22 protein-coding genes are annotated in these 25,863 nt (G+C 37.7%); 14 read left to right on the top strand and 8 right to left on the bottom strand.

The window, feature by feature from the left end; genetic code table 11:
- Nucleotides 1–18: 18 nt before the first annotated feature.
- Nucleotides 19–1,194, top strand: a complete 1,176-nt coding sequence (locus tag AACP56_RS12640) for an MFS transporter (protein WP_339337076.1) — start codon at nt 19–21, stop codon at nt 1,192–1,194.
- Nucleotides 1,195–1,201: 7 nt separating this feature from the next.
- On the opposite strand, the gene hemL is transcribed toward AACP56_RS12640, so the two are convergent.
- The 4 genes from hemL to AACP56_RS12620 all read right to left on the bottom strand — a co-directional run bounded on the left by hemL (nt 1,202) and on the right by AACP56_RS12620 (nt 4,692).
- The gene (gene hemL, locus AACP56_RS12635; RefSeq protein ID WP_339337077.1) at nt 1,202–2,479 is read right to left on the bottom strand and encodes a glutamate-1-semialdehyde 2,1-aminomutase; all 1,278 of its coding nucleotides are present in this window, start codon (nt 2,477–2,479) and stop codon (nt 1,202–1,204) included.
- 120 nt (nt 2,480–2,599) lie between these two features.
- The gene (locus AACP56_RS12630) at nt 2,600–3,457 is read right to left on the bottom strand and encodes a glucosaminidase domain-containing protein (RefSeq protein ID WP_339337078.1); all 858 of its coding nucleotides are present in this window, start codon (nt 3,455–3,457) and stop codon (nt 2,600–2,602) included.
- Nucleotides 3,454–4,356 (bottom strand): 1-aminocyclopropane-1-carboxylate deaminase/D-cysteine desulfhydrase, encoded by a 903-nt coding sequence (locus AACP56_RS12625; protein ID WP_339337079.1) that lies wholly within the window; start codon nt 4,354–4,356, stop codon nt 3,454–3,456. The genes AACP56_RS12630 and AACP56_RS12625 overlap by 4 nt, the downstream gene beginning before the upstream one ends.
- Nucleotides 4,357–4,359: 3 nt before the next feature.
- Nucleotides 4,360–4,692, bottom strand: a complete 333-nt coding sequence (locus AACP56_RS12620; protein ID WP_339337080.1) for a hypothetical protein — start codon at nt 4,690–4,692, stop codon at nt 4,360–4,362.
- 172 nt (nt 4,693–4,864) lie between these two features.
- Between AACP56_RS12620 and AACP56_RS12615 the strand changes: the two genes are divergently transcribed.
- Both AACP56_RS12615 and AACP56_RS12610 read left to right on the top strand, forming a co-directional pair.
- Entirely contained in the window at nt 4,865–5,023 is a 159-nt protein-coding gene (locus tag AACP56_RS12615) for a DUF5522 domain-containing protein (RefSeq protein WP_339337081.1), read from the top strand.
- A gap of 74 nt (nt 5,024–5,097) precedes the next feature.
- Nucleotides 5,098–5,697: a DUF4136 domain-containing protein gene (locus tag AACP56_RS12610; RefSeq protein WP_339337082.1), complete on the top strand. Its 600-nt coding sequence runs from the start codon at nt 5,098–5,100 to the stop codon at nt 5,695–5,697.
- A 94-nt stretch (nt 5,698–5,791) separates the two neighbouring features.
- Here the strand turns inward: AACP56_RS12610 and AACP56_RS12605 are convergent, their stop codons facing one another.
- Complete coding sequence (locus AACP56_RS12605; protein ID WP_339337083.1) at nt 5,792–6,259, bottom strand: Lrp/AsnC family transcriptional regulator; 468 nt, start codon at nt 6,257–6,259, stop codon at nt 5,792–5,794.
- Nucleotides 6,260–6,405: 146 nt separating this feature from the next.
- Here AACP56_RS12605 and AACP56_RS12600 point away from each other — a divergent pair, with 146 nt between their 5' ends.
- Both AACP56_RS12600 and AACP56_RS12595 read left to right on the top strand, forming a co-directional pair.
- Complete coding sequence (locus AACP56_RS12600; protein ID WP_339337084.1) at nt 6,406–6,873, top strand: DUF3291 domain-containing protein; 468 nt, start codon at nt 6,406–6,408, stop codon at nt 6,871–6,873.
- 26 nt (nt 6,874–6,899) lie between these two features.
- Nucleotides 6,900–8,663, top strand: a complete 1,764-nt coding sequence (locus AACP56_RS12595; RefSeq protein WP_339337085.1) for an aromatic amino acid hydroxylase — start codon at nt 6,900–6,902, stop codon at nt 8,661–8,663.
- On the opposite strand, the gene AACP56_RS12590 is transcribed toward AACP56_RS12595, so the two are convergent.
- Both AACP56_RS12590 and alaS read right to left on the bottom strand, forming a co-directional pair.
- Nucleotides 8,631–9,257: a DUF4230 domain-containing protein gene (locus AACP56_RS12590; protein ID WP_339337086.1), complete on the bottom strand. Its 627-nt coding sequence runs from the start codon at nt 9,255–9,257 to the stop codon at nt 8,631–8,633. The genes AACP56_RS12595 and AACP56_RS12590 overlap by 33 nt on opposite strands.
- 1 nt (nt 9,258) lies before the next feature.
- Nucleotides 9,259–11,874, bottom strand: a complete 2,616-nt coding sequence (alaS, locus tag AACP56_RS12585) for an alanine--tRNA ligase (protein WP_339337087.1) — start codon at nt 11,872–11,874, stop codon at nt 9,259–9,261.
- Between the two features lie 104 nt (nt 11,875–11,978).
- Between alaS and AACP56_RS12580 the strand changes: the two genes are divergently transcribed.
- The 8 genes from AACP56_RS12580 (at nt 11,979) to pbpC (ending at nt 23,839) form a co-directional block, all read left to right on the top strand.
- Entirely contained in the window at nt 11,979–12,956 is a 978-nt protein-coding gene (locus AACP56_RS12580; protein ID WP_339337088.1) for a M23 family metallopeptidase, read from the top strand.
- Nucleotides 12,956–13,285, top strand: a complete 330-nt coding sequence (locus AACP56_RS12575; protein WP_339337089.1) for a MerR family transcriptional regulator — start codon at nt 12,956–12,958, stop codon at nt 13,283–13,285. Before AACP56_RS12580 ends, AACP56_RS12575 begins: the two co-directional genes overlap by 1 nt.
- 15 nt (nt 13,286–13,300) lie before the next feature.
- A complete protein-coding gene (locus AACP56_RS12570; RefSeq protein ID WP_339337090.1) occupies nt 13,301–13,897 on the top strand; it encodes a LemA family protein in 597 nt (198 codons plus the stop codon).
- Nucleotides 13,898–13,899: 2 nt separating this feature from the next.
- On the top strand, nt 13,900–14,337 hold the full coding sequence (locus tag AACP56_RS12565; protein WP_339337091.1) for a TPM domain-containing protein: 438 nt from the start codon (nt 13,900–13,902) through the stop codon (nt 14,335–14,337).
- Complete coding sequence (locus tag AACP56_RS12560) at nt 14,318–15,109, top strand: TPM domain-containing protein (protein ID WP_339337092.1); 792 nt, start codon at nt 14,318–14,320, stop codon at nt 15,107–15,109. The genes AACP56_RS12565 and AACP56_RS12560 overlap by 20 nt, the downstream gene beginning before the upstream one ends.
- A gap of 59 nt (nt 15,110–15,168) precedes the next feature.
- Nucleotides 15,169–15,621, top strand: a complete 453-nt coding sequence (locus AACP56_RS12555; protein ID WP_339337093.1) for a hypothetical protein — start codon at nt 15,169–15,171, stop codon at nt 15,619–15,621.
- A gap of 265 nt (nt 15,622–15,886) precedes the next feature.
- Nucleotides 15,887–21,457, top strand: coding sequence for an alpha-2-macroglobulin family protein (locus tag AACP56_RS12550; RefSeq protein WP_339337094.1), 5,571 nt, complete (start codon nt 15,887–15,889; stop codon nt 21,455–21,457).
- Nucleotides 21,458–21,469: 12 nt separating this feature from the next.
- Entirely contained in the window at nt 21,470–23,839 is a 2,370-nt protein-coding gene (pbpC, locus tag AACP56_RS12545; RefSeq protein ID WP_339337095.1) for a penicillin-binding protein 1C, read from the top strand.
- Between the two features lie 4 nt (nt 23,840–23,843).
- Here the strand turns inward: pbpC and der are convergent, their stop codons facing one another.
- On the bottom strand, nt 23,844–25,145 hold the full coding sequence (der, locus tag AACP56_RS12540) for a ribosome biogenesis GTPase Der (protein WP_339337096.1): 1,302 nt from the start codon (nt 25,143–25,145) through the stop codon (nt 23,844–23,846).
- Between the two features lie 175 nt (nt 25,146–25,320).
- On the opposite strand from der, the gene AACP56_RS12535 reads away from it, so the two are divergent.
- Nucleotides 25,321–25,854: a lipid-binding SYLF domain-containing protein gene (locus AACP56_RS12535; RefSeq protein WP_339337097.1), complete on the top strand. Its 534-nt coding sequence runs from the start codon at nt 25,321–25,323 to the stop codon at nt 25,852–25,854.
- Nucleotides 25,855–25,863 lie beyond the last annotated feature (9 nt).

The following is a 25,863-nucleotide window of genomic DNA, read 5'->3' as shown; positions in this document are numbered from 1 at the left end:
CAACTACACATTTAATTATTGAAACCTCCAAAGCACATTTTACCAATAATCGTATTGGCCCAATTTTTTTGCACCTCACTCTGGTTTGCAGGTAATGGGGTACTGGTTCCCTTAATCGGACATTTTAATTTGGGTGAAAACAGTTTGGGCAACATTACCTCAGCTGTTCAGCTTGGTTTTATTATGGGCACCCTACTTTTTGCGATATTGACTTTAACAGACCGTTTTTCACCTTCAAAGGTATTTTTAGGGTGTGCCATTTTAGGTGCATTTTTTAATATAGGTATCGTTTGGGAGAGTAACAGCTGGACAAGTATTCTGTTATTCCGGTTTATGACGGGTTTTTTTTTAGCAGGCATTTATCCCGTAGGCATGAAAATAGCTGCCGATTACTACGATAAAGGTTTGAGTAAATCGCTCGGCTACCTTGTAGGTGCTTTGGTATTGGGTACTGCGTTCCCTCATCTTTTAAAATGGCTTTCAGCAGTATTTCAATGGCAGTATGTTATCTATGCTACTTCAGCACTAGCGATTTTAGGTGGTCTTTTAATGGTTGCTTTAGTACCTAATGGTCCTTACCGAAAGCAGAGTCAACATTTGAATTTAATCGCTTGTTTCTCCATTTTTAAAAAGAAAGATTTTAGAACAGCTGCGTCCGGCTATTTTGGTCATATGTGGGAACTCTATACCTTTTGGGCATTTGTGCCTGTATTGCTTGCCAGACACGCCGAACAGCATGGCCATAACTTATTTAGAGTTTCATTCTGGTCATTTTGGGTCATTGCCGTTGGTGGATTGGCTTGTGTGGTGAGCGGTATTATTGCCCAACAGAAAGGTATTAAACGTACTGCGTCTATTTCTTTATTTCTCTCTTGCCTTTGTTGCTTGCTTTCACCTGTGATATTAGTTTATACTACTACCCCTATATTTATTTTATTCCTTTTGTTCTGGGGCATGGTGGTGATAGCAGATTCTCCACTATTCTCTACCCTTGTGGCGCAAAGTGCCGCTCCAGAACTAAAAGGAACAGCTTTGACCATTGTTAATTGTATTGGTTTTGCCATAACAATTGTTAGTATTCAATTCATTTCTCTAATTCAAGATTATATATCTGGAAATTGGTTCTTTATGCTTTTGGCCATTGGGCCAATTTTTGGGTTGTTTGGTTTGATGGGAAAAACAAAATTGCGGTAAGTAAATCCTAAAAAGCCTTCCCTACCGCCTCAATGGTTTCATCCAAATCCGAATAACTTATCGCATCATTTAAAAAGTAACTCTCAAAAGCAGACGGTGGCAAATAAATACCTTGGTCCAGCATGCCATGAAAATACTTTTTAAAGGTGTCGTTATTCCCTTTAGCCGAAGAAGCAAAATCTATAACTGGCTCATCACAAAAGTGTACTGAAATCATGCTGCCAAATCTATTAATTTGATGCGTAACTCCTTTCTCAGACAATACTTTGGCAATTCCTTGATGCAAGTATTCGGTTTTCTTAGCTAAACTTGTAAAGGTTTCTGGTTTGTTTTTGAGTTCGGTCAGCATTGCCAGACCAGCACTCATGGCCAATGGGTTTCCACTTAAGGTTCCCGCTTGGTATACAGGTCCTTCTGGAGCCAAATGACTCATAATCTCTGCTCTTGCAGCAAAAGCTCCTACAGGTAAGCCTCCACCAATAACTTTACCAAACATAACGATATCTGCATCTATGCTCAGTGCTTCCTGCGCACCACCCTTGCCCAATCTAAATCCGGTCATTACTTCGTCAAAAAGTAATAGAATTCCCTCTTTCGTACAGATTTCCCGAAGTCCTTTTATGAATTCATCCGAAGGAATAATACAACCCATATTCCCAGCTACAGGTTCAATAATAATGGCTGCAATTTCTCCTTTATTGGCTTTAACCAAAGTTTTTACCCCTTCCAAATTATTATAATTGGCCAATAAAGTATCTTTTGCCGTTCCAGCTGTAACACCAGGACTATTGGGACTACCAAAAGTGACCGCTCCACTACCTGCCTGAATCAAAAAAGAATCGGAATGTCCGTGGTAACAACCTGCAAACTTGATGATTTTATCCTTTCCTGTATATCCCCGTGCCAAACGTACTGCACTCATACAAGCTTCAGTCCCAGAATTCACAAAACGAATTTTGTCGATGTTAGGTACCATGCTCACGGCTAGTTTTGCAAGCTCAGTTTCTATTTCTGTTGGAATACCAAAAGAAGTTCCTTTTTTTGCTTTTTCTATGACTGCATTTAAAACAGGTTCATATGCGTGGCCCAAAATTAGTGGTCCCCATGAAGCGATGTAGTCAATATACTTATTGTCATCTTCGTCATAGAGATAAGCGCCTTTGGCTTTTTTAATGAAAATGGGCTCGCCCCCTACCGCTTTAAAAGCCCTAACTGGAGAGTTTACCCCTCCAGGAATATATTTTTTAGCCTCCGCAAATAACGCGCTGCTTCTTTGGTATCGCATTAATAAATTCTTTTTTTCATTTCCGCACAAGCGGTAATCTAACCATTTATAAAATACATCTCGTCTTTCTTTAAATAATGCTTTGACGAGCTCAGCATGACAGCCCAGTGCGAAACAGTCCTATTTCCTTTTCGCCTTTCTTAAGTTAATGACTTGACCAATTGCAAGGTTGGTACTGTCCAAACTATTTAATCGCATTATCTCATCTACTGAAATTGTGTACTTTCTGGATAGCCCATAAAGCGTATCTCCCTTTTCAACTACATGTGTAAAAACATCATACTCCTTTGGAGCCCTTAATGTATCAAGCCCATTCCGGACAACCTCATCATCATAAGTATCTAAATTATATCTATCAATAAGGGCAATCAATTTTTGTGGATATTTTTTATCTGTAGCATAGCCTGCTTTTCGTAAGCCATATGCCCATTTTTTATAGTCATCCCGCCTGTAATTGAACAAAAATCGATATCGGGAACGCGAAGCAAGAAAAATACTGTGATCCCTGAATGAAAACATAGGGTGATTATATTTTCTAAAACATTCACCTTTGGCATCATCATCGTGAAAATCATATTCCCCTTGCCAACCCGTATGGCATTTAATTCCAAAATGGTTGTTCGTTTTTCTTGTTAGTTCACCTTTGCCCGAGCCACTTTCCAAAATTCCTTGAGCCAGTGTAATGCTAGCAGGAATACTAAAAGCACGCATTTCATATTGTGCAATCTCAGCAAACTCTTCAATGTATTCTGCTGTTGAATTAATAGGGAATTTTACAAATCTACCTGGGTCTGCGGGAAGTGGGTATAATTCAGATTTATTGAATTTTGTCCCCTCAATGCCATTATTGGGTTTATATACCCCTCTTTTTTGTTCCGTAGTGCTGACTTTATTAGTATTGGATGTGACTCTTTTTTTTGCTTTACAGCCAACCAAGAACATCAACAACAGGATTACATATACAAAATGTTTTATCATTTCAATAAGGGTAATTTTTTTTCTTTCAATACCATATTCATGCCAGGAATACCTTGTAAACCGCCACTGTGTATCGCAAGTATTTTTGTCCCGTTTTTAAAGTGATTCTTAGTGATTAAATCCAGTAAGCCATAAAACAGTTTTCCTGTGTAGATGGGCTCCAAAGGAATTCCAGTTTTAACTTTAAAATCGTTCACAAAATCTATGAGCTCAGCGGTTATCTTGGCATAACCTCCAAAATGATAATCAGAAATCAATTTCCAATTCTCATTTCGAGCAAATTTACGAATATCGTTCTTTAGAAAATCACCCTTCAAAGCAGGAAAACCTAAAAGTATCTGATTTGGCTTTGCGGAATTGATTAATCCTGCTAAAGTACCCCCCGTTCCCACGCAGGCGCAAATTATATCAAATTCCACATCGTTTTCAGTCAGAATTTCTTCGCAACCTTTTACGGCCAGTGTATTAGTTCCCCCCTCTGGGATTAAGTAAAAAACACCATATTCTTTGTTTAGCTCATTTAGAAATTTAGAATCTTCCTTATTCCTGTAGTTTTCCCTAGACACAAAATGAAAATGCATTCCGTGATTGTAGGCTAATCGAAGTGTTGGATTCGTTTCCCATTTAGCTTTCAGTTCTTCTCCCCTAATAATACCTATGGTCTCAAAACCATATTCTTTTCCTGCACAAGCTGTTGCTGCTATATGATTGGAATAAGCACCCCCAAAAGTAAGGAGTGTGCCTATATTCTCCTTTTTGGCTTCTTGGATGTTGTATTTAAGTTTACGGTATTTGTTTCCGGATATAAATGGATGAATAGTATCTTCTCGTTTAACAAAAAGGGTAATTCCCTTTTCATCTAACAATGGTAAATCAATTTTCTGATTTTCTACATTCAAAAGTTAAGGACGAAAGATATAGTTTAAAAAGCTGTAGGATTTTCTGCGTTGTACATAACCCAGTTCCTTTTCATTGGCATAGGCCTCACGTTCAAATGAGATGTTCTGATATGCCCTATAGCTATCTAAATACAGTAAGGTTCTAAATAACCATTCGCAAACGTACCAAATGTAGAATGGAACAATAAACAGTTCTAATTGCTGTTTAAGATGGATTTTCTCATGATTGATCAATACCACATCCCTTTTAAGGCTATCTTCTTTAATGAAGATAAAGGGCCAAAGCGTTAGACCTACATAGTTCCTACGAAAAAAGTGCTTAAATACTAAAACCATTTGCAATTTTTAAAACGAGGGATGTTCAAATATATTAGTTCAATTCGTTTAATTGTAAGAATATTCGTTGTTGTTACTAACAATATCGGTGGATAACCCAATGCTAATTATATGAAATGCTCTCATTTCTATTCAAAAAATGTAACTTTAGGGTATCGTTTAGCTATGAAAAATGAAGGAATTGATTCCGCTTGAAGATGGTGATTTTTACCTATCTCCTGAAGGATATAAAGTATTTACGGAACAATATCATCTTAAACGCGGCTATTGTTGCGAAAGTGGTTGCAGACATTGCCCATACGGGTATAGCCAAAAAACCAACTCAAGATAGCAATATGCTATTTTCGGCATAATCTTTGTGGTTTATTTGTTGTGGATACTGGTTTAACTCAAAAAAATATTGATATGAAAAAAATTAAATTTCTTGCCCTGCCTTTGCTTGCCGTTTTATTTTTAAGTTCCTGTGTTTCGGTACGTGTAGTATCAGACTACGACCGTGAAAAAGATTTTAAGGAATATAAAACCTATGCATTTTACAAAACAGGGATTGACAAAGCACAAATCTCTGACCTCGATAAAAAACGCATTCTAAAAGCGATAGATACTGAGATGTCCTCACGTGGTTTCACCAAATCACAAAACCCGGATATATTGGTGAGCATATTTACCAAAGAACGCGAGCAAGTAGATGTTTACAACAACAACTTTGGCTGGGGAGGCTGGGGTTGGGGTGGCTTTGGCTGGGGTGGTTTCGGTTGGGGCGGTCCTTGGGCTTGGGGTCCTGGTTTTGGCTGGGGCGGTGGCTTTGGTCCTAACGTATCCACAAGAACAGAAGGCTCCTTATATATTGACCTTATTGATACTAGAAATAAAGAATTGGTATGGCAAGGTCGAGGAATAGGTACGTTGAACAATATTAAGAACATAGACAAGAAAGAAGAACGTATCAAGGAATTCGTCTCTCAGATTCTAGAGGACTATCCGCCAGCTATAGCTGCAAATTAAAATACAATTCAGAAGTGAGCGAAGTAGTTGCATAACTAAGTTTGAGTGTTTATGTGATAAAAGTGAAACAGCTACTTCGTTCCACCTGAATATCTTACAGTAATGGAAACGCCGTTGTGTTTTTTACCTCATTAAGCACAAAAGCACTTTTTACAGCACCAATATTGGATAGCGATGCAATCTTCTTTTTTGCAAAATCGTAGTAGGCATCCAAATCTTTGACAATCACTTTTAGTAAAAAGTCGAACTCACCGCCAACAACAAAGCATTCGGTCACTTCCTGAAAATCATTCACTTTCTCCAAAAAATTATCCATTAGATTTCCTTTCTGAGCCTCTAAAGAAACAAAACTGAATACCGTTATGCTTTGCTCTATTCTTTCCTTATTTACAATAGCAGTGTATTTTTTTATGTAGCCGTCATTCTCTAACCTTTTTATCCGTTCATAAACAGGTGTTTTGGTCAAGTTGAGTTCTTCAGCGATTGATTTTGCAACAGTTTTTGCATCTTTTTCCAAAATCCTAAGAATCTCCCTATCTATTGAATCAAGTTTAGCCTCCATACTTTTTCCTGATTTTAACAATTATCCCTGTTCAATATATATATTAATTCCTTAATTAAAATTAAAAAATAGGAAATATCTCTATAAATTATTCATTTTGCCCATAAATAAGCCTTAATTCTTATATTTAAAAGAAATACACTTCAGTGAAATATTATTTGGCCCAAGCAAATATTGCACGATTTAAAGCATCATTGGATAGCCCCATCATGAAAGAATTTGTAGACTTTTTAGAACCTGTAAATCGCTTTGCAGAAGAAAGCAGAGGTTTTGTTTGGCGGTTAAAGGATGATGAGGGACGTTCAGCATCCTATATTGAATCCCCCTTTAATGATGAAATGATGGCCGTAAATATTAGTCTTTGGGAAAATGTAGCTGATTTTAAAGATTTCGTGAATGGAAGTGTCCATAGCTATTTTCTTAGAAATAAAAAGAAATGGTTTGATTTGGGCGGAACATCACAATTTGTAATGTGGTGGCTCCCCGAAGGAAAGTATCCCACCTTAGAAATGGCAAAAGAAAAATTGGAGTTCTATGAAAAGAATGGATCGACCAAAAACGCCTTTACTTTTAAGGAATTTTATGATGCTGAAGGAGAATTAATAACCCTTTAGCCAAAAGTTACAATACAAGAAAGATTATGGAAAGAGCATACGAAAGCAATCCCATTTTAGATAAGTTGCCCAAGCATTTACAACAATATATAAAGCCTCAAAATTATGAGGATTATACCGCTATTGACCAGGCAGTTTGGCGTTATGTAATGCGTAAAAATGTGGATTACTTAAGCAAAGTAGCCCATAATTCATATACTGAGGGACTTCAAAAAACAGGTATCTCCATAAATCATATACCAAATATGTACGGCATGAACCGTATTCTTAAGGAAATAGGGTGGGCTGCAGTTGCTGTAGATGGTTTTATTCCTCCTTCTGCTTTCATGGAGTTCCAAGCCTATAATGTTTTGGTAATTGCTTCTGACATTCGCCAACTGGAAAATATTGAATATACTCCTGCACCAGATATCATTCATGAAGGAGCTGGTCATGCCCCAATTATCGCAAATCCGGAATACGCAGAATACTTGCGTCGCTTTGGGGAAATTGGGTGCAAGGCTATTTCCAGCGCCAAAGATTATGAGCTTTATGAAGCTGTTCGCCATCTCTCTATTATAAAAGAGGCAGAAGGCACACCACTGGATGAGATTGAAAAAGCTGAAAAGCTCATTGAACATTTACAAGAAAATATGGGCACTCCCAGTGAAATGGCTCTCATACGAAATCTTCATTGGTGGACGGTAGAATATGGTTTGATTGGCACTGTGGATAATCCAAAAATTTATGGGGCTGGATTACTTTCAAGTATTGGTGAAAGTGCTTGGTGCATGACCGATGATGTAAAAAAGTTACCTTATTCGATTGAAGCCACTTATAAGGAGTTTGACATTACCAAACCGCAACCTCAACTTTTTGTGACCCCTGATTTTGCTTTTTTAAATCAGGTACTTGAAGATTTTGCAAATACTATGGCACTGAGAAGAGGTGGGCTTGAAGGCATACAAAAGTTGATTGACTCCAAAGAGCTGGGGACAATTGAACTCAGTACCGGACTTCAAATTTCAGGAAATTTCACCAAAACCATTGCTCATAAAGGAAAAACAGTGTATGTACAAACCAAAGGGCCGACAGCTCTTGCTTATCACGAGAAGGAACTTATTGGTCATGGCATAGAAAAACACCATGATGGTTTTGGAACACCTATTGGTAAATTAAAAGGTATTAACCTGGCCATTGAAGACATGGGGCCTAGAGATTTAAAAGCATACAATATTTTTGAGGGTAATACCATTACGCTGGAGTTTGAAGGAAATATTAAAATAACTGGAAAGATAGTTACAGGAACCCGAAACTTACAGGGCAAAATTTTATTGATCACATTTGAAAATTGTAAAGTATCCCAGAAAGGGAAGCTGATTTTTGAATCGGGAGAAGGCACATACAGCATGGCTGTTGGGCAAGAAATCATTTCCGCCTTTAATGGTCCTGCGGATGTAGCTAGTTTTAATCTGGTAAACCATAAAATTAGTAGCACCAAATCCAAAATTGAAAAAAGCTCCAAAAGACTCCGTTTGGAAACACTATACCAACGGGTAAGGGATTGGCGTGATGGGATTGACCAGACGATTTCAAGAAGAAAGGTTTTTGAAGAAGCAAAGGAAAACCATTCTGGCGATTGGTTATTATCGGTTGAATTGTACGAACTGGCTCAAAAGGACAATAATAAGGATTTGATGGTTGAAATTAAGTCGCATTTAGATAACGTAAAATTAGACAATCCTAAAGTTGGACATTTGATTGATGATGGTTTGGCCTTAGTCGACCAAAATACCATTGAACAATTCTAGCTCGTTAAATGTGGATACTGGCTTTTCCTTAAAAACCAAAGTCCATCCCATGGAATTTGTTAACACAAGAAGTTTTGAGAGTTCACTGAGTAATCTGTTTTGAGCATTAGTTTTAAGTGAAGACGCTTCAATCTTCTTTAATAATGAAGCATTTACATTACGTTTTATGGTATTATAGTCTTCTGCATCAAACTGATTTAAATAATCAGCACTTACATCATAGTACTGAAAATCTGGGTTGATTTTAATCTCTGGGTCAGGTATGTTTCTAACTTGGAGGGTTTTAGCCTCTTCATTAATTTCAAATTCAACCATACTTAAATCATAAGCAATGGTAACATCTGCATTTACCACAACCAATGCTTTTTTATCTGCTGTAATGAGCGGACCAAAAAGTTCTTTGGAATCGGCATAGGTATACACCTCAGAAAAATGACCTTCAGTTACAATAAGTTTAGAAACATTTTTGATTTGCTGTTCCAACAGCATCGAATTTTCCTTCAGTATTTTTTTATTGGAGTTGGTATCCGTACATGATTTATAAATCAAAACAGAGGCAAGGGCAATAACAGCTCCAACTAATACCTTCTTCATATTATTTTAAATAATCCTTCACCTTCTCCAATGTCTGTGGAATACCTGCTGGATTCTTTCCTCCGGCTGTAGCAAAGAAAGGTTGTCCACCTCCACCACCTTGGATATACTTACCTAATTCTCGAACTATCGTGCCCGCATTTAGGTTTCTTTCAAAAGCAAGTTCTTTGGAAATATAGCAGGATAAGATTGCCTTACCATCTTTTTCTGAGGCCAATAACAAAAACAGATTGTCTTTATTTTGCCCCATTTCAAAAGAAAGATCCTTAATTCCACCGGCATCCAAATCTACTTTCTTAGCCAAGAACTTTACTTCATTAATGGTGGTAAGCTCTCCTAGTAATTCGGTTTTTAAACCTTTGGCCTTGTCTTTCAGTAAACTTTCGACCTGTTTCTTTAGTTGTGCATTTTCCTCTTGCAAAGAACCAACAGCTTTTACAGGGTCTTGCGCGTTATTAAGTAAGTCCTTAATTTCAAAAAGAGACCTGTTGTTCTTAAAGTAAAAATCTTTTACAGCATCCGACGTAATTGCCTCAATTCTTCGAATTCCAGCAGCAACAGCCCCTTCCGAAGTAATTTTAAAATGCCATATGTCTCCTGTATTCTTAACATGGGTACCACCACATAATTCTATGGATTGCCCAAAACGAACGGTTCTTACAGTATCACCATACTTTTCACCAAAAAGGGCCATGGCTCCTTGTTTCATAGCTTCTTTTATTGGGATATTCCTTTGTTCTTCAAAAGGTAGTTGCCCTTCTATTCGTGAATTCACAAAATTCTCCACATCCCTAAGTTCTTCTGTTGATAGTTTTGAAAAGTGTGAAAAGTCAAAACGAAGGTATTTAGAGTGTACAGCAGAACCCTTCTGTTCCACATGGTCACCTAAAATTTCCCGTAATGCTTGGTGCAATAAATGGGTTGCCGTATGATTACTTTCTGTTCTACGACGTTGTTTTGCATCGACCACAGCCTTAAAGGAGCCGGCAATATCCTTAGGAAGTGTTTCAGAAAAATGGACAATCTCATTGTTTTCTCTTTTAGTATCCAAAATATAAATCACGTCACCATTAGAAGCCTCTAAATAGCCCTTGTCACCTACTTGCCCACCACCTTCTGCATAAAAAGGCGTTAAATTAAATACCATTTGATACAAATCACCGTCCTTCTTACTACTTACTTTACGATATTTTACAATTTTGACCTGAGCCTCTAAACTATCATAACCGATAAATTCTTGTTCAGAATCATCCAGAAGTATGGTCCAATCTTCTTTTGAAGTTTCTGAGGCTGCTCTAGAACGGTCTTTTTGAGCCTGAAGCGCTTTTTCGAAACCTTTAACATCTAGGTCGTACCCCTTTTCTTCAAGGATTAAGGCAGTTAAATCTATAGGGAAACCAAAAGTATCGTATAGCTCGAATGCTTTTTGTCCTTCTATGGTTTTGCTCTTTGAAGATGCAATAACTGAATCCAATAGAACCAAACCTTGCTCCAAAGTGCTTAGGAACGAATGCTCTTCTTCCTTGACCACATTTTCAATCAACTGATACTGTTCTTTTAACTCAGGGAAAGCTTTCCCCATGGAATTGCCCAAAACCTTGACCAATCTGTAGATAAAAGGCTTTTTGGTATCTAAAAATGTAAATCCGTAACGAATAGCTCTTCTTAATATCCTACGTATCACATACCCAGCTCCTGTATTACTTGGTAACTGCCCATCTGCTATAGAAAATGCTACCGCTCTAATATGATCAGCAATAACCCTAATGGCAACATTTGTCTGCTCATCTTTTCCATATTTATGATTGGTGATGGTTTCAATTTCTCGAATCAACGGTGTAAAAACATCAGTATCATAATTGGACTGCACTCCTTGCAATACCATACATAAACGCTCAAAGCCCATACCCGTGTCCACATGTTTTTCAGGTAGGTTTTCCAATTCGCCACTGGCCTTACGGTTATATTGCATAAAAACCAAGTTCCAAATCTCCACTACTAGAGGGTGGTCTTTGTTTACCAAAGAAGCACCTGGCACTTTAGCCTTTTCTTCTGGTAAGCGAATATCCACGTGGATTTCTGAACAAGGACCACAAGGACCTTGGTCTCCCATTTCCCAAAAATTGTCCTTTTTATTGCCCAAGATGATACGGTCCTTTGGCACAATGGCGTTCCAAAGGTCGAAGGCTTCTTGGTCCATTTTTAGTTTATCCGCATCATTGCTCCCTTCAAAAACAGAAACATAAAGACTATCCTTATCTATACCGTATACTTCTGTTAAAAGCTCCCATGCCCATTGAATGGCCTCCTTCTTAAAATAATCGCCAAAACTCCAGTTACCCAACATCTCAAACATGGTGTGATGGTAGGTATCTTTACCAACCTCCTCTAAATCATTGTGCTTACCACTTACTCGCAAACATTTTTGTGTATCCGTAATTCGTTTTGATTTGGAAACTGTATTTCCTAAGAAGAATTCCTTAAATTGGTTCATTCCCGCATTTGTAAATAACAACGTAGGGTCATTTTTCATGACCATTGGAGCCGAAGGAACTATCTTGTGTTCTTTCGATTTAAAAAAGTTTAAAAACTGTTCTCTAACCTTTTGCGATGTCATCTTGCGAGTTAAGCTTTAATTAATTTTAACAGAATCAACAAAACAATTTTTATATTTGTTTGTTATCAAAAAATGAAAGACCAAAAATAGGATAAAATCCACTCATGTCTAAAGTAAAATACTATTACGATCCTGATACACTTTCTTACCGAAAGATAGAACCTAAAAAATCTAAAAAATATCGTAATCTGTTCTTTTTCCTTTTGGGCTCAGCGCTTTTTGGGCTGCTTGGTTTAGTAATTTTATTAAATACAGATATTCTTAATACGCCTCGCGAGCTCTCATTGGCAAGGGAAGTTGAAAACTATGAGCTCCAGTTTGATATTTTAGACAAGAAAATGGAGCAAATGGAACAGGTTTTGGCAAACATTGAAGACCGGGACAATAATATTTACCGTCTCTATTTTGAAGCCAATCCTATACCAGAGGAGCAACGAAGAGCTGGTTTTGGAGGTATCAATCGCTATAAATCTTTAGAGGGGTTCAATAATTCTGAAATTATTATTGATGCGACCAAGAGATTAGATATCATTCAAAAACAAATGGTCATTCAATCCAAATCTTTGGATGAGATAGCAATATTAGCTGAAGAGAAAGAAAAATTTTTGGAAGCTATTCCTGCTATCCAACCTGTTAGAAACAAAGACTTAAAGCGAATGGCATCTGGTTATGGATGGCGAACGGATCCATTTACAAAAGCAAGAAAAATGCACCGGGGAATGGATTTTACCGCTCCAAGGGGTACTCCAATTTTTGCGACTGGAAATGGTAAAGTAACTCGTGCAGACAACAATTCATCTGGTTTTGGAAAGCATATTCGTATTGACCATGGACATGGTTACCTAACCATATATGCACATTTGAGCAAATACAATGTAACCAAAGGTCAAAAAGTAAAGCGTGGGGATTTAATAGGTTTTGTGGGCAATACAGGCCGTTCCGAGGCACCACACCTTCATTATGAAGTATGGAAAGACAAAGAGCGTATTAATCCAATTAATTTCTATTATGGTAGTTTGTCACCACAAGAATTTGAGAATATGCTCAAATATGCCAACCAAGAGAACCAATCCCTGGATTAATGCACGTAGAACTTCCTGAAAAAAGATATTATGGAATTGGCGAAGTAGCCAAAGCTTTTGGTGTTAACACTTCTCTTATTCGTTTTTGGGAAAAAGAGTTTGATGTAATTCAACCTAAAAAAAACGCAAAAGGCAACCGAAAATTCACTCCACAGGATATTAAGAATCTACAGCTTATTTATCATTTGGTAAAAGAACGTGGTTTTACTTTAGAAGGGGCAAAAATTCACTTAAAGGAAGAAAAACATAAAACCTTATCCAATTTTGAGGTTATAGAAAAACTTCAAAAAGTGAAAGCAGAGCTTATGAAGATTAAAGAACAACTATAATAAACACTTAAGAAGATGAAAAAATTAATTCCTATAATTATCATTATTGGACTAGCTCTGGTACTTGGAATGTGGTATGTCAATACCAATAACACCTTGGTTGATATGAAGGGGCAGGCAACAAAACAATGGGCAAATGTTGAAAGTTCCTATCAAAGAAGAAGCGATTTAATTGGTAATTTGGTGAAAACGGTACAAGGTGCGGCGGATTTTGAACGTGGAACACTTAAAGATGTGATTGAAGCTCGCTCAAAAGCCACATCCACAACAATTGACGCTAATAACCTTACTCCAGAAAAATTGGCAGAGTTTCAACAAGCGCAATCAGGTTTATCCTCAGCACTATCAAGACTTTTAGTAACAGTGGAGCGATATCCGGATTTAAAAGCCAACCAAAACTTTCTGGAATTACAGTCACAATTGGAAGGTACTGAAAATAGGATTAATGTAGAACGCAACCGATTTAACGATTTAGCTGGGGAATACAATATTAAAATCGAAAAAATTCCTACCAATATCATAGCGAGTATTGCAAACTTTGATTCTTTAGCTTTATTCAGCTCAAAACCAGGTGCTGAAGATGCCCCAGATGTAGATTTTAATTTTGATTAAGCATGTCCAAAGTAGAAGCTTTTTTAACCTACGAAGAAGAACAAGAAATTGTAAACGCCATACTCGAGGCTGAAAAAAATACTTCAGGTGAGATTAGAGTGCATATTGAAGCTTCTGCCAAAATAGACCATTTTAGTAGGGCGCAGCAACTATTCCACTTTTTAAAAATGGACAATACCAAAGATGAGAACGGTGTTCTTATCTACGTTGCCGTAGAAGATAAAAAGTTCGTCATATATGGTGATAAAGGTATAGACAAAGCCGTACCTAGGGGTTTTTGGGAGAATACCAAAGAAGTAATTTCTGAACACTTTAAAAAAGGAGACTATAAACAAGGGATTGTACAAGGAGTACTAAAAGCGGGCAAAGAACTGGAAGCACATTTTCCATGGAATCATAACGACACCAATGAATTAAGCGATGCGATTTCAAAAGGTTAGTATTTTACTGGCTTTACTTTTTACCACGCTTGCGTGGGGGCAATTTACCATACCCGAAAAACCAAAAGAACAGACTAGTGTTTATGATTATATAAATCTTCTTACACCCTCCCAAAAAGCTAACTTAGAGCAGAAACTAATCCGTTATGCGGACAGTACATCTTCCCAGATTGTTATAGCCATAATTAGTTCCACTGACGGAGAAAACATTAACTTCCTTGGTGCGCAATGGGGGCAAAAATGGGGTATTGGACAAGCCAGTAAGGATAACGGCGTACTCATTCTATTGGCGAAAGATGACCGAAGAATTGCTATAAATACGGGCTATGGTTTGGAAGGTCTATTGACAGACGCCATGAGCAAACGCATTATAGAGTCAGTCATTATCCCTGAGTTTAAAGCTGGGAACTATTATGGTGGATTGGATAAAGGTGCAGATGCTATTTTTCAAGTACTAACAGGAGAATTCAAGGAAGAACGAACCTTTGGCAACGATCAAGGCTTCCCTTTTGAATCCCTCTTGCCATTTATCATCTTTTTGGTCATCTTCTTTATTCTGATAAGCAGAAAAGGTAGAGGGGGGAAAGGAAATAACCGCGGTGGTCGTCGTGGCGGTATTGGCGGAGATTTACTAGATATCATTATTCTTAGCAATATGGGGCGTGGCGGTTATCGAGGAGGGTCATCTGGTGGAGGTTTTGGCTCTGGTGGATTTGGTGGTGGCTTTGGAGGCGGAGGCTTTGGAGGTGGTGGAGCTTCCGGAGGATGGTAATAAACCATAATTTTAAAGCAACCCTTTACTAAAAAATCATCTTTAGATTAAAATACCCCATGAAAATTAAAAGATTTTATCCTATCCTTTTTTTACTTCTATTGTGCTTCCAATGTGATGAAGGTATAGAGGACTGTGCTACAGTTTTATGTGCAGGTCCACCAGTAATAGTTATGGAGATTTTGGCGAATGGTGAAAATGTTTTTGAGAATGAAACCTATTCCATAGAAGATGTTACCATTGAAGGCACCAATGCAAATGATATAACGCTAAGCCTTTTTGAAGATGAGAATTCAAACACTTTATTAATTCTAGAGAATTTCAATTGGGAAATTGGTTCAAACGAGTATGATTTAAATTTTTCCAGTGATACTTCTATTGCATTACAAATCGAAATCTTTCAATCGGGGCCCGGTGGCTGCTGTGGGAATATTCCAATACTGGATGGTTTTCGAGTCAATGATGTTCCCCAAGAAGGAGCAAACGGTTCTTATACAATTAACCTAGATTAGCAAAGCATGTATAAACAACAAAGTTGTAAGCTCTCCTTTTAGAGTAAGTGGCTTAAATGCTTTTACTGTTTGCCACCAAAATACACCTCGAGATTACAACTACTGCAAATCACAAATTAATCTTAACATAAAGTCCACTAGTAAATTCTTCCCGTAATTAAATAGAGTTCAAAACTCAAAAACCCCATTTACAGTGAACTGCCAGCCTATATTTTAGGCTATCTTGCAATGGTAAAGAAATTATTAATCTTTAATTGCTTCAATAATGGGTCGTTTTCTAAAAGTCTTTTTGATATCCTTTTTATTAGTAACTGTTTCTTGTAAAAAGAAGAATGTTCCTAGTTCAACAGACAACCTTTTTAAGTTTAAGGACTATATAAGTTTCCATACCAATGGACAGCAAAGTATTGCCAAACCTATAAAAATTGTTTTGGCAAAACAGTTGGAGCAATTTGAACTTACCCAAGAACTCCCCGTTGAATATATTAAGATTGAGCCCAAGGTTAATGGAAAATTAGTTATTGAAAATGGTAGGGAAATCACTTTTCAGCCTACTGAATACTTAGATTCAGACACCGAATACTCCATAACCTTATTACTTGGGAAACTGTTCGAAAATATTGATAGTGACTTTAAAAAGTACACATTTAGCTTTAAAACGATTGCTCCAAATTTTAAAATCAACTTAGGCGAATTGCAGTCTTACAGTAAGGATTGGCATTACTTAACAGGAACAGTAGAGGCTTCAGACCTATTGGGTTCAGATAAAATAAATACCCTGTTATCCGTAGAGCAAGAAGGCAAGGAAGTACCAGTTAAATGGGACAGTACTACTGAAGGTGCCAGATTTTTTAATTTTAAAATAGATAGTATTCAGCGTAAGACGAATGATACTAAGTTAGAAATCAGCTGGAACGGTGATGCCTTTGACGTTGATAATAAAGGAACTGAGAATTACACGATTCCCGGTTTAAATAAATTCGTGGTTGTTGATGCGAAAACATCTACTTCTCCCAATGCCGTACTAACCCTCAATTTTTCTGAACCGTTAAAAGAAAACCAAAATTTAAACGGTTTAGTTTCCATTGAAAATGCTGGAAATCTGCGCTTTGAAACTAATGGCAACGTTTTAAAGGTATATCCATCCAATCGTATTACAGGTCAGGTTCGGGTAAATGTATTTGAAGGCATAAAAAGTGCCTATGGCTTTTCCTTAAAAAACACTTTTTCAGAATGGATGTCTTTTGAGCAATTAAAACCCAATGTTCGTTTAATTTCCAAAGGGACTATTTTACCTAATGCGGCTTCAACTCCTATTTATTTTGAAACTGTAAATCTTAACGCTGTAGAGGTAAGGGTGATTCAGGTTTTTGAGGACAATATGTTGCAATATTTACAAAACAATAATATTACACAGCAGTACAATTCAGATTTACGAACTGTAGGTAGGCGAGTTGCCTACAAAGTAATCCCACTTTCTGAAGATAGTGATGAAAACAATAGCTATTGGAAAGCACATGCGTTAGACCTTTCAGAACTTATAAGAGTAAATCCTGGTTCTTTGTATAGAATTGAATTCAGTTTTAAAAAAGAACATACTAGTTATGCCTGTGAAGAAGATACTACCGATGAGGAAGAAACATATACTGCCAATGATACTGGCAGCAGCCAAGATGTGACGGAACAACTACAAGAAGAACAGTACTGGGACAATGAAATTTATTATTGGAGAAACTATAGCTATAATTGGGAGGAACAAGACAATCCATGTAGCACTGCCTATTACAATCCTGATAGGGTGGTCACCACAAATCTCTTGGGAAGTGATTTAGGCCTGATTGTCAAAAAAGGAAAAAACAAATCCTACCATTTTGCCGCAACCAATTTATTAACGGCATTGCCTGAAGCGGGCACTAAAATAAAATTATACAATTATCAACAGCAACTGCTCAGTGAAGTAGTCACTGACGAATCAGGGTTTTCCATTTACGATGGCAATAAAACAATTGCATTTGCAGTAGCAGAAAAAAACAATAGTTATGCCTATGCCAAGCTAGATGACGGTCATGCACTTTCCCTAAGTAAGTTCGATGTTTCAGGACAACAGCTACAAAGAGGCCTGCAAGGTTTTATTTATACTGAACGTGGAGTTCATCGCCCAGACGATACCGCTCATTTAACCTTTGTATTGAATGATAAAGGTAATCCCTTACCAGAAAACCATCCTGTTACCCTTGAGGTTACCGATGCAAGGGGGAAATTAGTTCAACGAAATGTCCTCAAAAGTGAATCTGCAAAAGTTGCTGAAGGGCTATATGCCAAAAAAGAAGGCCGCTTTTACTATTTTCCAATTCCAACAAAAGCAACTGCACCGACTGGAACATGGAACGCCAAGGTTGTAGTGGGCGGTGCCCAATTTAATAAAAGTTTAAAAATTGCCACCGTTAAGCCCAATCGCTTAAAAGTAAGTTTTGCCTTTGATGATGAAGTTTTAAAAGCCAACAAAAATAATAAAGGAAAAGTTGAAGTGAAGTGGCTTCATGGGGCTCCAGCCAGAAATTTGAAGATTGATATCAATGCTAAACTACAACCCACATCATCAGCTTTTGAAGGGTATAACGGATATATTTTTCAAGATCCCGTTCGAAAGTTTAACGAAACTGAACTGCAGTTTTTAAACACTACACTTAATGAAAACGGAATAGTTAATATCGATAAAAAAATCACGGCAAACTCCAATGCTCCAGGAATGCTGCAAGCTACTTTCACTACTAAGGTATTTGAAGGTGGTGGGGATTTTTCCATTGATGTGTTTTCCAAAAAGTTAGCACCATTCTCACATTTTGTAGGACTACGCTCACCTAAAGCAAAGCGATATGGTTCTTTTCTAACGGATGAAAATACCACTTTTGATGTGGCATCGGTCACCGAAGAAGGTAAACCCGCTGCTAATAGAAAACTTAAGGTTAAAGTATTTAAAATTGAATGGCGATGGTGGTGGAATCGTGGATATGATAATCTATCACGATATGAAAACGCCACGGTACATAGACCTTTTAAAGAATTATCCGTAACAACTGGCGCAAATGGCAAGGCTAATTTCAATATTAATATTCCTGATGATGATGGCGGTCGATTTTTGATTAGGGTTATTGATGAAGTTTCTGGTCATGCCACCGGGCGAACAGCCTATTTTTATCGTAACTGGTGGAGAAGACCAGCTTCGGGAGATACTGAAAGTTCTAAAATTTTAATCTTTGCTTCCAATAAAGAAAAGTATAAATTAGGTGAAAATGCTATAGTCACTTTTCCTTCAGATAAAGGAGGTCGCGCATTGGTAAGCATCGAGAACGGTTCAGAGGTACTTTCCACACAGTGGATTGAAACCTCAGCCAAAGAAACCACGGCAACGATTCCAATTTCAGCTGAAATGGCTCCCAACGCATATGTCAATATTTCGTTGTTACAACCCCATGGACAAGTAGCTAACGATTTACCCATTCGGTTGTACGGTGTGGTTCCAATCTTAGTAGAAAACCCTGCTACCTTTTTAGAACCAAAACTTCAAATGCCAGATGTTTTGGAGCCTGAAAAAGCCTTTAAGATTTCCGTATCAGAAGCCAATAAAAAACCAATGACCTATTCCATTGCAGTTGTTGATGATGGTTTGTTAGATTTAACCCGATTTAAAACTCCTGATATTCACTCCTCCTTTTATGCACGACAGGCTTTGGGTGTTAAGACCTTCGATATTTTTGATGATGTTATGGGTGCCTATTCCATAAGTGTGGATAATATTTATGCCATTGGAGGTGGCGGTATTGCTGAAGGTGCTAAAAACCGAAAAGCACAACGCTTTAAGCCCATAGTCACCTATTTGGGTCCTTTTTCACTACAAGCTGGGAAAAAGGCGACCCACGAAATTATCATGCCCAATTATGTGGGTTCTGTAAGAACGATGTTGATTGCCGGTAATGGAAAGAGTGCTTATGGAAATGCTGAAAAAACTACTCCAGTTCGCAAACCACTGATGGTCTTGACCTCCATACCAAGGAAACTTTCGCCAGGGGAAACCGTGACCATTCCTGTTACCGTGTTTGCGATGGAGAAAAAGGTGAAAAACGTAAAAGTTAGCATAGATGCAGGAAAAGCTCTAGAACCCATTGGTTCGACGTCAAAAAACATCACATTTAATTCTATAGGAGAGCAAATCGTGAATTTTGATTTTAAGGTAAATCCGACCAAATCGTTTCAAACCATCAAAGTAAAAGCTTCAGGTGCGGGCGAGAGTGCTTCAAGTGAAACAGAAATAGATATTGAAAATCCGAATCCAATAACTACAAAGAGCACTTTATATACTATTAACGAGAATCAATCCCAAACTGTTGATTTTACCACTTTTGGAACTTCAGGTACGAATTCGGCCTTTATTGAATTCTCAACTTTGCCCCCTATGGATTTCTCTAAACGAATGCAATACTTGGTCCGTTATCCGCATGGTTGTGTGGAACAGACTACTTCTGCTGCATTTCCACAATTGTTTTTAGCAGATGTTATGGACATTACTTTTGACAAGAAGAAAGAAATCGAAAAAAACATCAAAAGTGCTATTAAAAAACTGAGTGATTTTCAAGCACCCAATGGCGGATTGAGCTATTGGCCTGGTTATAGTTATGCTGATGACTGGGGAACTTCCTATGCCGGTCACTTTTTATTAGAGGCCAAACAAAAAGGATACCAATTACCACTGACTTTTTTAAGTAACTGGTTGCGTTATCAAAAAAATGCCTCCAAACAATGGAGTAATCTAACCAGTCGCTATAACGACGATATTTCTCAAGCGTATCGCCTTTATACTTTGGCCTTAGCGCAACAACCCGAATTGGCTGCCATGAACCGATTGCGAGAAACAAAGAATTTGAGCAACGAGGCAAAATGGCGTTTAGCAGCGGCCTATGCTCTAGTGGGTAAAAAAGAAGTTGCCCAACAGTTGACCAAAGTGGCCAACATCAACTTTAAACCTCAAAATTATGATTATAGAACCTATGGTTCGGTTTTTAGAAACCGTGCCATGGCATTGGAAACTATGGTAATCCTTGGGGATGATCAACAACGGGATTTAGCAATTTCTTTAGCTAAAAACCTATCTTCCCAAAGGTGGTACAGTACCCAAGAAACCTCGTACGCATTATTGGCCATGGCTAAAATGGTAAGCAAAAATGGTGGAAAATCTATTGACATCACATTTACAAATAATGGAAAAGAAACCACTGTAAAAACCGATAGGGCAATTGCGCAAAGAACTTTGGCCATTTCTTCCAAGGAAGGTAAGCTTAGTATAAAAAACAATCAGAACAATGTTATCTATGCTACGTTGACACAAAGTGGAAAGCTTCCCGTTGGGCAAGAACTGGCACAACAGCAAAAACTCAACATTTCTGTTAAATATCAAGATGCTGCAGGTAAAACAATTAATGTGACTGAATTAAGACAAGGAACGGAACTACAAGCTAAAGTGACGGTCTTTAATTCGACCAACGACGGCATTGAAAATTTGGCTTTATCACAAATTGTGCCCAGTGGATGGGAAATTGTAAATACTTCCTACGTGAACGGTAACGATGCCAATTCCAGCAAAGCAGATTATATAGATACTCGAGATGACCGCACCAATTTTTATTTTGGGCTGGGAGCAAAAAAGAGCAAAACCTTTACGGTCAAGTTAAATGCCTCTTTTCTTGGCGACTATTATTTACCAAGTGCACAAGTAGAGGCCATGTATGACAACACCTACTATGCGAGAAATAAAGGACAATGGATTAAAGTGGTTAGGTGATGCTAATTTCTAATGATAGGATTTATTCAAATAAAACGTTTTGTATTCAAAAACAGAGTCAAATTATCTGTTTTAGGGATTCTATTTGTGGCTTGGCTCTTTTGCCTGCCCAAAGTTTTGTTTACAACACCTACTTCAACAGTAGTCACCAGTTCTGATAATGCTTTGTTGGGAGCCCGTATTGCTGATGATGGACAATGGCGGTTTCCAAAAATGGATTCCGTTCCCGAACGTTTCAGGCAAAGTGTTCTATTGTTTGAAGATGAATATTTTTACAAGCATCCTGGGTTCAATCCTATATCCATTTTTAACGCTATAAAGCACAATCTTACCCAAGAAACTAGAAGAGGGGGAAGTACCATTACTCAACAAGTGATTCGGTTAAGTAGGCAAAACAAGTCTCGAACTTATATAGAAAAAGTAATTGAAATTTTTATGGCCACCCGTTTGGAATTTCGTCACTCAAAAGAAGAAATTTTGAAGCTTTACTCTACCCACACACCTTATGGTGGAAACGTAGTAGGCTTGGAGACTGCTTCATGGCGTTATTTCGGAATTCCAGCGCATGAATTAAGCTGGGGACAGTCCGCAACATTGGCGGTTTTACCCAATGCACCATCACTTATTTTCCCTGGTAGAAATGAAGGCTTATTGCTCAAAAAGCGAAATCGACTTTTAGATAAATTATTGTCAAAAGGCATTATTGATCAAACTACGCACGAATTGGCAATTGCAGAACCCTTACCCCAAAAGCCACTTCAGCTTCCAAATCTAACTCCCCACCTTACCGAACGCATAAAAAAAGAACATCCAGGAAAGCGCATTAAAACTTCTGTTGACAGTAAGTTACAGCAAAGAGCTAACAGCATTGCTAAAATTCACCATCAACACCTAAAAAGCAATGAAATACATAATTTGTCCATACTGGTTTTGGAGGTAGATACACGAAATGTACTTGCTTATGTGGGCAATGCCCCCACCGACAAGTCCCACAGCAATTACGTGGATATTATCACCAAAAAACGTAGTACTGGTAGCACTTTAAAGCCTTTTCTTTTTGCTTCCCTTTTGCACGAAGGTCAGTTGTTACCTGATGCACTGGTGAAAGATGTTCCGACTGTAATCAACGGTTACAACCCTAAAAATTTCAATAAGAAATATTCGGGAGCCGTTCCGGCCAGCAGAGCATTATCACGTTCTTTGAATATACCTGCGGTGAGATTGCTCAGAAGTTATGGCCTTCAAAAATTTTACAACAAACTTAAAAAGACAAATCTTAAATCAATGGACAAACCCTCAAGCCATTATGGTCTTGCACTGATTTTAGGCGGTGTGGAAAGTTCGCTTTGGGACATTACCAAAACCTATGCATCATCCGCTGCTGTACTTAATAATTACGTTGCAAATTCCAGCACCTACCGTTCCAACGAATTTGTAGAGCCTAACTATTTATTTGATTACCAACAACATTTTGGGTCAGCACAATACGAAGCCCCAATCTTTAATGCAGGAGCCATTTACCACATGACCAAAGCATTACAAGAAGTAAATAGACCCGAAGGTGGGGAAAACTGGCAATTTTTTAATGAATCGCAGCCTATTGCTTGGAAAACAGGGACCAGTTTTGGCTTTAAGGACGCTTGGGCTGTCGGCGTAACTCCAAAATATGCTATTGGTATTTGGGCGGGAAACGCTGATGGAGAAGGTAGGCCTGGACTTACTGGAATTACTGCGGCAGCTCCGATTTTATTTGACGTACTTGATGCTTTACCACATAGTGGAAATTTTGAAGAACCCTTTGATGATTTGGCACAACTGGAAACCTGTAAAAAAACAGGATTTAGAGCTTCTTCATTTTGTGTTGAAACAGAAACAGAGTTACAACCTATCAACGGTTCTAAAACCCAACAATGTCCCTATCACAAGCAAATAATTTTAGATGATTCCCAAAAATTCAGAGTCAATACCGCATGCTATCCTTTAGAAAATATGGTTTACAAGAATTGGTTCAGCTTGCCAACGGGAATGGAATATTATTACTCCATAACCAACCCTAATTATAAAAGTTTACCACGGTACCTAGCTGGCTGCGACGAATTGGAAAATCAATTGATGGAGTTTATCTATCCTAAACCTAACGAAACCATTTTATTGCCAAAAGATTTAGGGAATAGCACTACAGAAGTCATCTTTAAATTGGCTCACCAACGCCCAGAAATAAATATTCATTGGTATTTAGATGATACATATATTGGTTCTACTACCAACTTTCATGAATTAATTTATGAGGCAAAACCTAGTGACTATATTTTGACTGCAGTTGATGATGATGGGAATCGCATCCAACAGGGAATAACATTGCAAATGGCATCAGAAAACTGATTCTCTACTTCTTTCGCATAAAAATAGTCATAGGAACACCAGTAAAATCAAACTCTTTTCGTAACTGGTTTTCTAAAAAGCGTTTGTAAGGTTCGCGAACATATTGTGGCAGGTTACAGAAAAAAGCAAACTGTGGATAAGGTGTTGGCAATTGTGTGCAGAACTTTATTTTTACAAACTTACCCTTATATGCTGGCGGTGGCCTGTTTTCAATTATGGGCAACATAATATCGTTCAACTTACGGGTTACAATTTTCTTAGAACGGTTTTTATAAACTTCAACAGCAGTTTCAATCGCTTTGAAAATACGCTGCTTGTTCAATACCGAAATAAAGAGAATGGGGACGTCCACAAAAGGTTCCATAGCTTCTCTAATCTTTTTCTCAAAATCACGAACCGTATTGGTCTCTTTTTCGACCAAGTCCCATTTGTTCACTAAGATTACAATACCCTTGTTATTTCGCTGTGCCAACCAAAAAATGTTTTGCACTTGACCATCAAAGCCTCTAGTGGCATCCAATAACAAAATACATACATCGGCATGCTCAATAGCTCGCACGGAACGCATTACGGAGTAAAACTCTAAATCTTCCTTAACTTTTGCTTTTCTTCGGATTCCAGCAGTATCAACCAAATTAAACTCAAAACCAAAGCGATTATATTTAGTATCAATACTATCCCGTGTTGTTCCAGCAATATCCGTTACGATATATCTTTCTTCACCAATCAATGCATTTATAAAAGAAGATTTTCCTGCATTTGGTCTACCTACTACAGCAAATCTGGGCAATTCATCACCGGGTTCCTCAACTTCGGGCAATACTTTGACCAATTCATCCAATAAATCTCCTGTTCCGCTACCATTAATACTGGAAAGCGTGAAGTAATCTCCCAGCCCCAAAGAGTAAAATTCTGCTGCATCAGCTTCTCGTTGGGAATTATCAACCTTATTAATAGCTAAAAAAACTGGCTTATCAACCCTTCTCAACAGCTTAGCAACATCCTCATCCATACCAGTTACTCCAGATTCCACATCAACCATAAAAATTATGGCATCTGCTTCATCAATCGCCAGCTCTACCTGTTTATCTATTTCCTTTTCAAAAATATCGTCACTTCCCAACACATAACCACCAGTATCAATCAAAGAGAATTCCCGACCGTTCCAATCGCTCTTACCATAGTGACGATCACGGGTAACCCCGCTCACAGCATCTACAATAGCCTCCCTTCTTTGAATCAATCGATTAAAAAAAGTAGACTTTCCAACATTTGGTCTTCCAACAATGGCTACAATTGCGCCCATATCAACAAATTAATAGGCAAAGGTAGTACAATCTAAAAACCTCATCATTATTAAAGGTGATTTAAATGGTTTCTTCAGATTATAGCCCTATAACAAAATTTTAAAGCTTTATAACATTGTATTAACGACTATTGCTACACTAAGATCCGTAGATATAAGGAACAAAAAAACAAACATGAAAATTTTAAAAACGATTACACTTGTAACCACCCTTTTAATAGGTGCCGTCACTTTTGCACAAAATGAAAAGGATAAAAAAATTATTGAAGATGCCAATAAAGCCAAACAAACCCTATTGGAAAAAGATGCTGGTTTGGAGAATTTTTTTGATACGTCAGCTGGATACGTAATTTTTCCAAATGTAGGTAAGGGTGGATTTATTGTTGGAGGAGCTTCTGGCAATGGAGCTGTCTATGAAGACGGTAAGGTTATAGGAATGGCAGATTTAAAAAAATTAAATATTGGATTGCAGGCTGGTGGACAAGCCATCATAGAAGTGATTTTCTTTGAAACAGAAAAGGATTTAAAGGCATTTAAAGAAAGTAATTTTCAATTTGGGGCCGAAGCCTCAGCAGTAGCCGTAAAATCAGGAATTGCTTTTAATGCAAAATATAAAGATGGAGTGGCAGTTTTTGCCATGCCTAAAGCGGGGCTTATGGCTGATGCCTCTGTGGGCGGTCAAAAATTTAAATATTCTCCCATCAAATAAGTTTGGTTA

Source organism: Croceitalea sp. MTPC6 (assembly GCF_036985525.1).
GTDB lineage: Bacteria > Bacteroidota > Bacteroidia > Flavobacteriales > Flavobacteriaceae > Croceitalea.
The sequence above is the reverse complement of the archived record's forward strand: the minus strand, read 5'-3'. Positions and strand labels throughout refer to the sequence as shown.

What these genes read in the sequence shown, in the direction of transcription:
- hemL (WP_339337077.1), bottom strand. Translation starts at nt 2,479, where the DNA reads ATGCGATACCAAAGAAGCAGCGCGTTATTTGCGGAGGCTAAAAAATAT.
- AACP56_RS12610 (WP_339337082.1), top strand. Translation starts at nt 5,098, where the DNA reads ATGAAAAAAATTAAATTTCTTGCCCTGCCTTTGCTTGCCGTTTTATTT.
- AACP56_RS12555 (WP_339337093.1), top strand. Translation starts at nt 15,169, where the DNA reads ATGAAAATTAAAAGATTTTATCCTATCCTTTTTTTACTTCTATTGTGC.
- AACP56_RS12580 (WP_339337088.1), top strand. Translation starts at nt 11,979, where the DNA reads ATGTCTAAAGTAAAATACTATTACGATCCTGATACACTTTCTTACCGA.
- AACP56_RS12570 (WP_339337090.1), top strand. Translation starts at nt 13,301, where the DNA reads ATGAAAAAATTAATTCCTATAATTATCATTATTGGACTAGCTCTGGTA.
- AACP56_RS12630 (WP_339337078.1), bottom strand. Translation starts at nt 3,457, where the DNA reads ATGATAAAACATTTTGTATATGTAATCCTGTTGTTGATGTTCTTGGTT.
- pbpC (WP_339337095.1), top strand. Translation starts at nt 21,470, where the DNA reads ATGATAGGATTTATTCAAATAAAACGTTTTGTATTCAAAAACAGAGTC.
- AACP56_RS12605 (WP_339337083.1), bottom strand. Translation starts at nt 6,259, where the DNA reads ATGGAGGCTAAACTTGATTCAATAGATAGGGAGATTCTTAGGATTTTG.
- AACP56_RS12565 (WP_339337091.1), top strand. Translation starts at nt 13,900, where the DNA reads ATGTCCAAAGTAGAAGCTTTTTTAACCTACGAAGAAGAACAAGAAATT.
- AACP56_RS12535 (WP_339337097.1), top strand. Translation starts at nt 25,321, where the DNA reads ATGAAAATTTTAAAAACGATTACACTTGTAACCACCCTTTTAATAGGT.
- AACP56_RS12575 (WP_339337089.1), top strand. Translation starts at nt 12,956, where the DNA reads ATGCACGTAGAACTTCCTGAAAAAAGATATTATGGAATTGGCGAAGTA.
- der (WP_339337096.1), bottom strand. Translation starts at nt 25,145, where the DNA reads ATGGGCGCAATTGTAGCCATTGTTGGAAGACCAAATGTTGGAAAGTCT.
- AACP56_RS12550 (WP_339337094.1), top strand. Translation starts at nt 15,887, where the DNA reads ATGGGTCGTTTTCTAAAAGTCTTTTTGATATCCTTTTTATTAGTAACT.
- AACP56_RS12590 (WP_339337086.1), bottom strand. Translation starts at nt 9,257, where the DNA reads ATGAAGAAGGTATTAGTTGGAGCTGTTATTGCCCTTGCCTCTGTTTTG.
- AACP56_RS12595 (WP_339337085.1), top strand. Translation starts at nt 6,900, where the DNA reads ATGGAAAGAGCATACGAAAGCAATCCCATTTTAGATAAGTTGCCCAAG.
- AACP56_RS12615 (WP_339337081.1), top strand. Translation starts at nt 4,865, where the DNA reads ATGAAGGAATTGATTCCGCTTGAAGATGGTGATTTTTACCTATCTCCT.
- alaS (WP_339337087.1), bottom strand. Translation starts at nt 11,874, where the DNA reads ATGACATCGCAAAAGGTTAGAGAACAGTTTTTAAACTTTTTTAAATCG.
- AACP56_RS12620 (WP_339337080.1), bottom strand. Translation starts at nt 4,692, where the DNA reads ATGGTTTTAGTATTTAAGCACTTTTTTCGTAGGAACTATGTAGGTCTA.
- AACP56_RS12560 (WP_339337092.1), top strand. Translation starts at nt 14,318, where the DNA reads ATGCGATTTCAAAAGGTTAGTATTTTACTGGCTTTACTTTTTACCACG.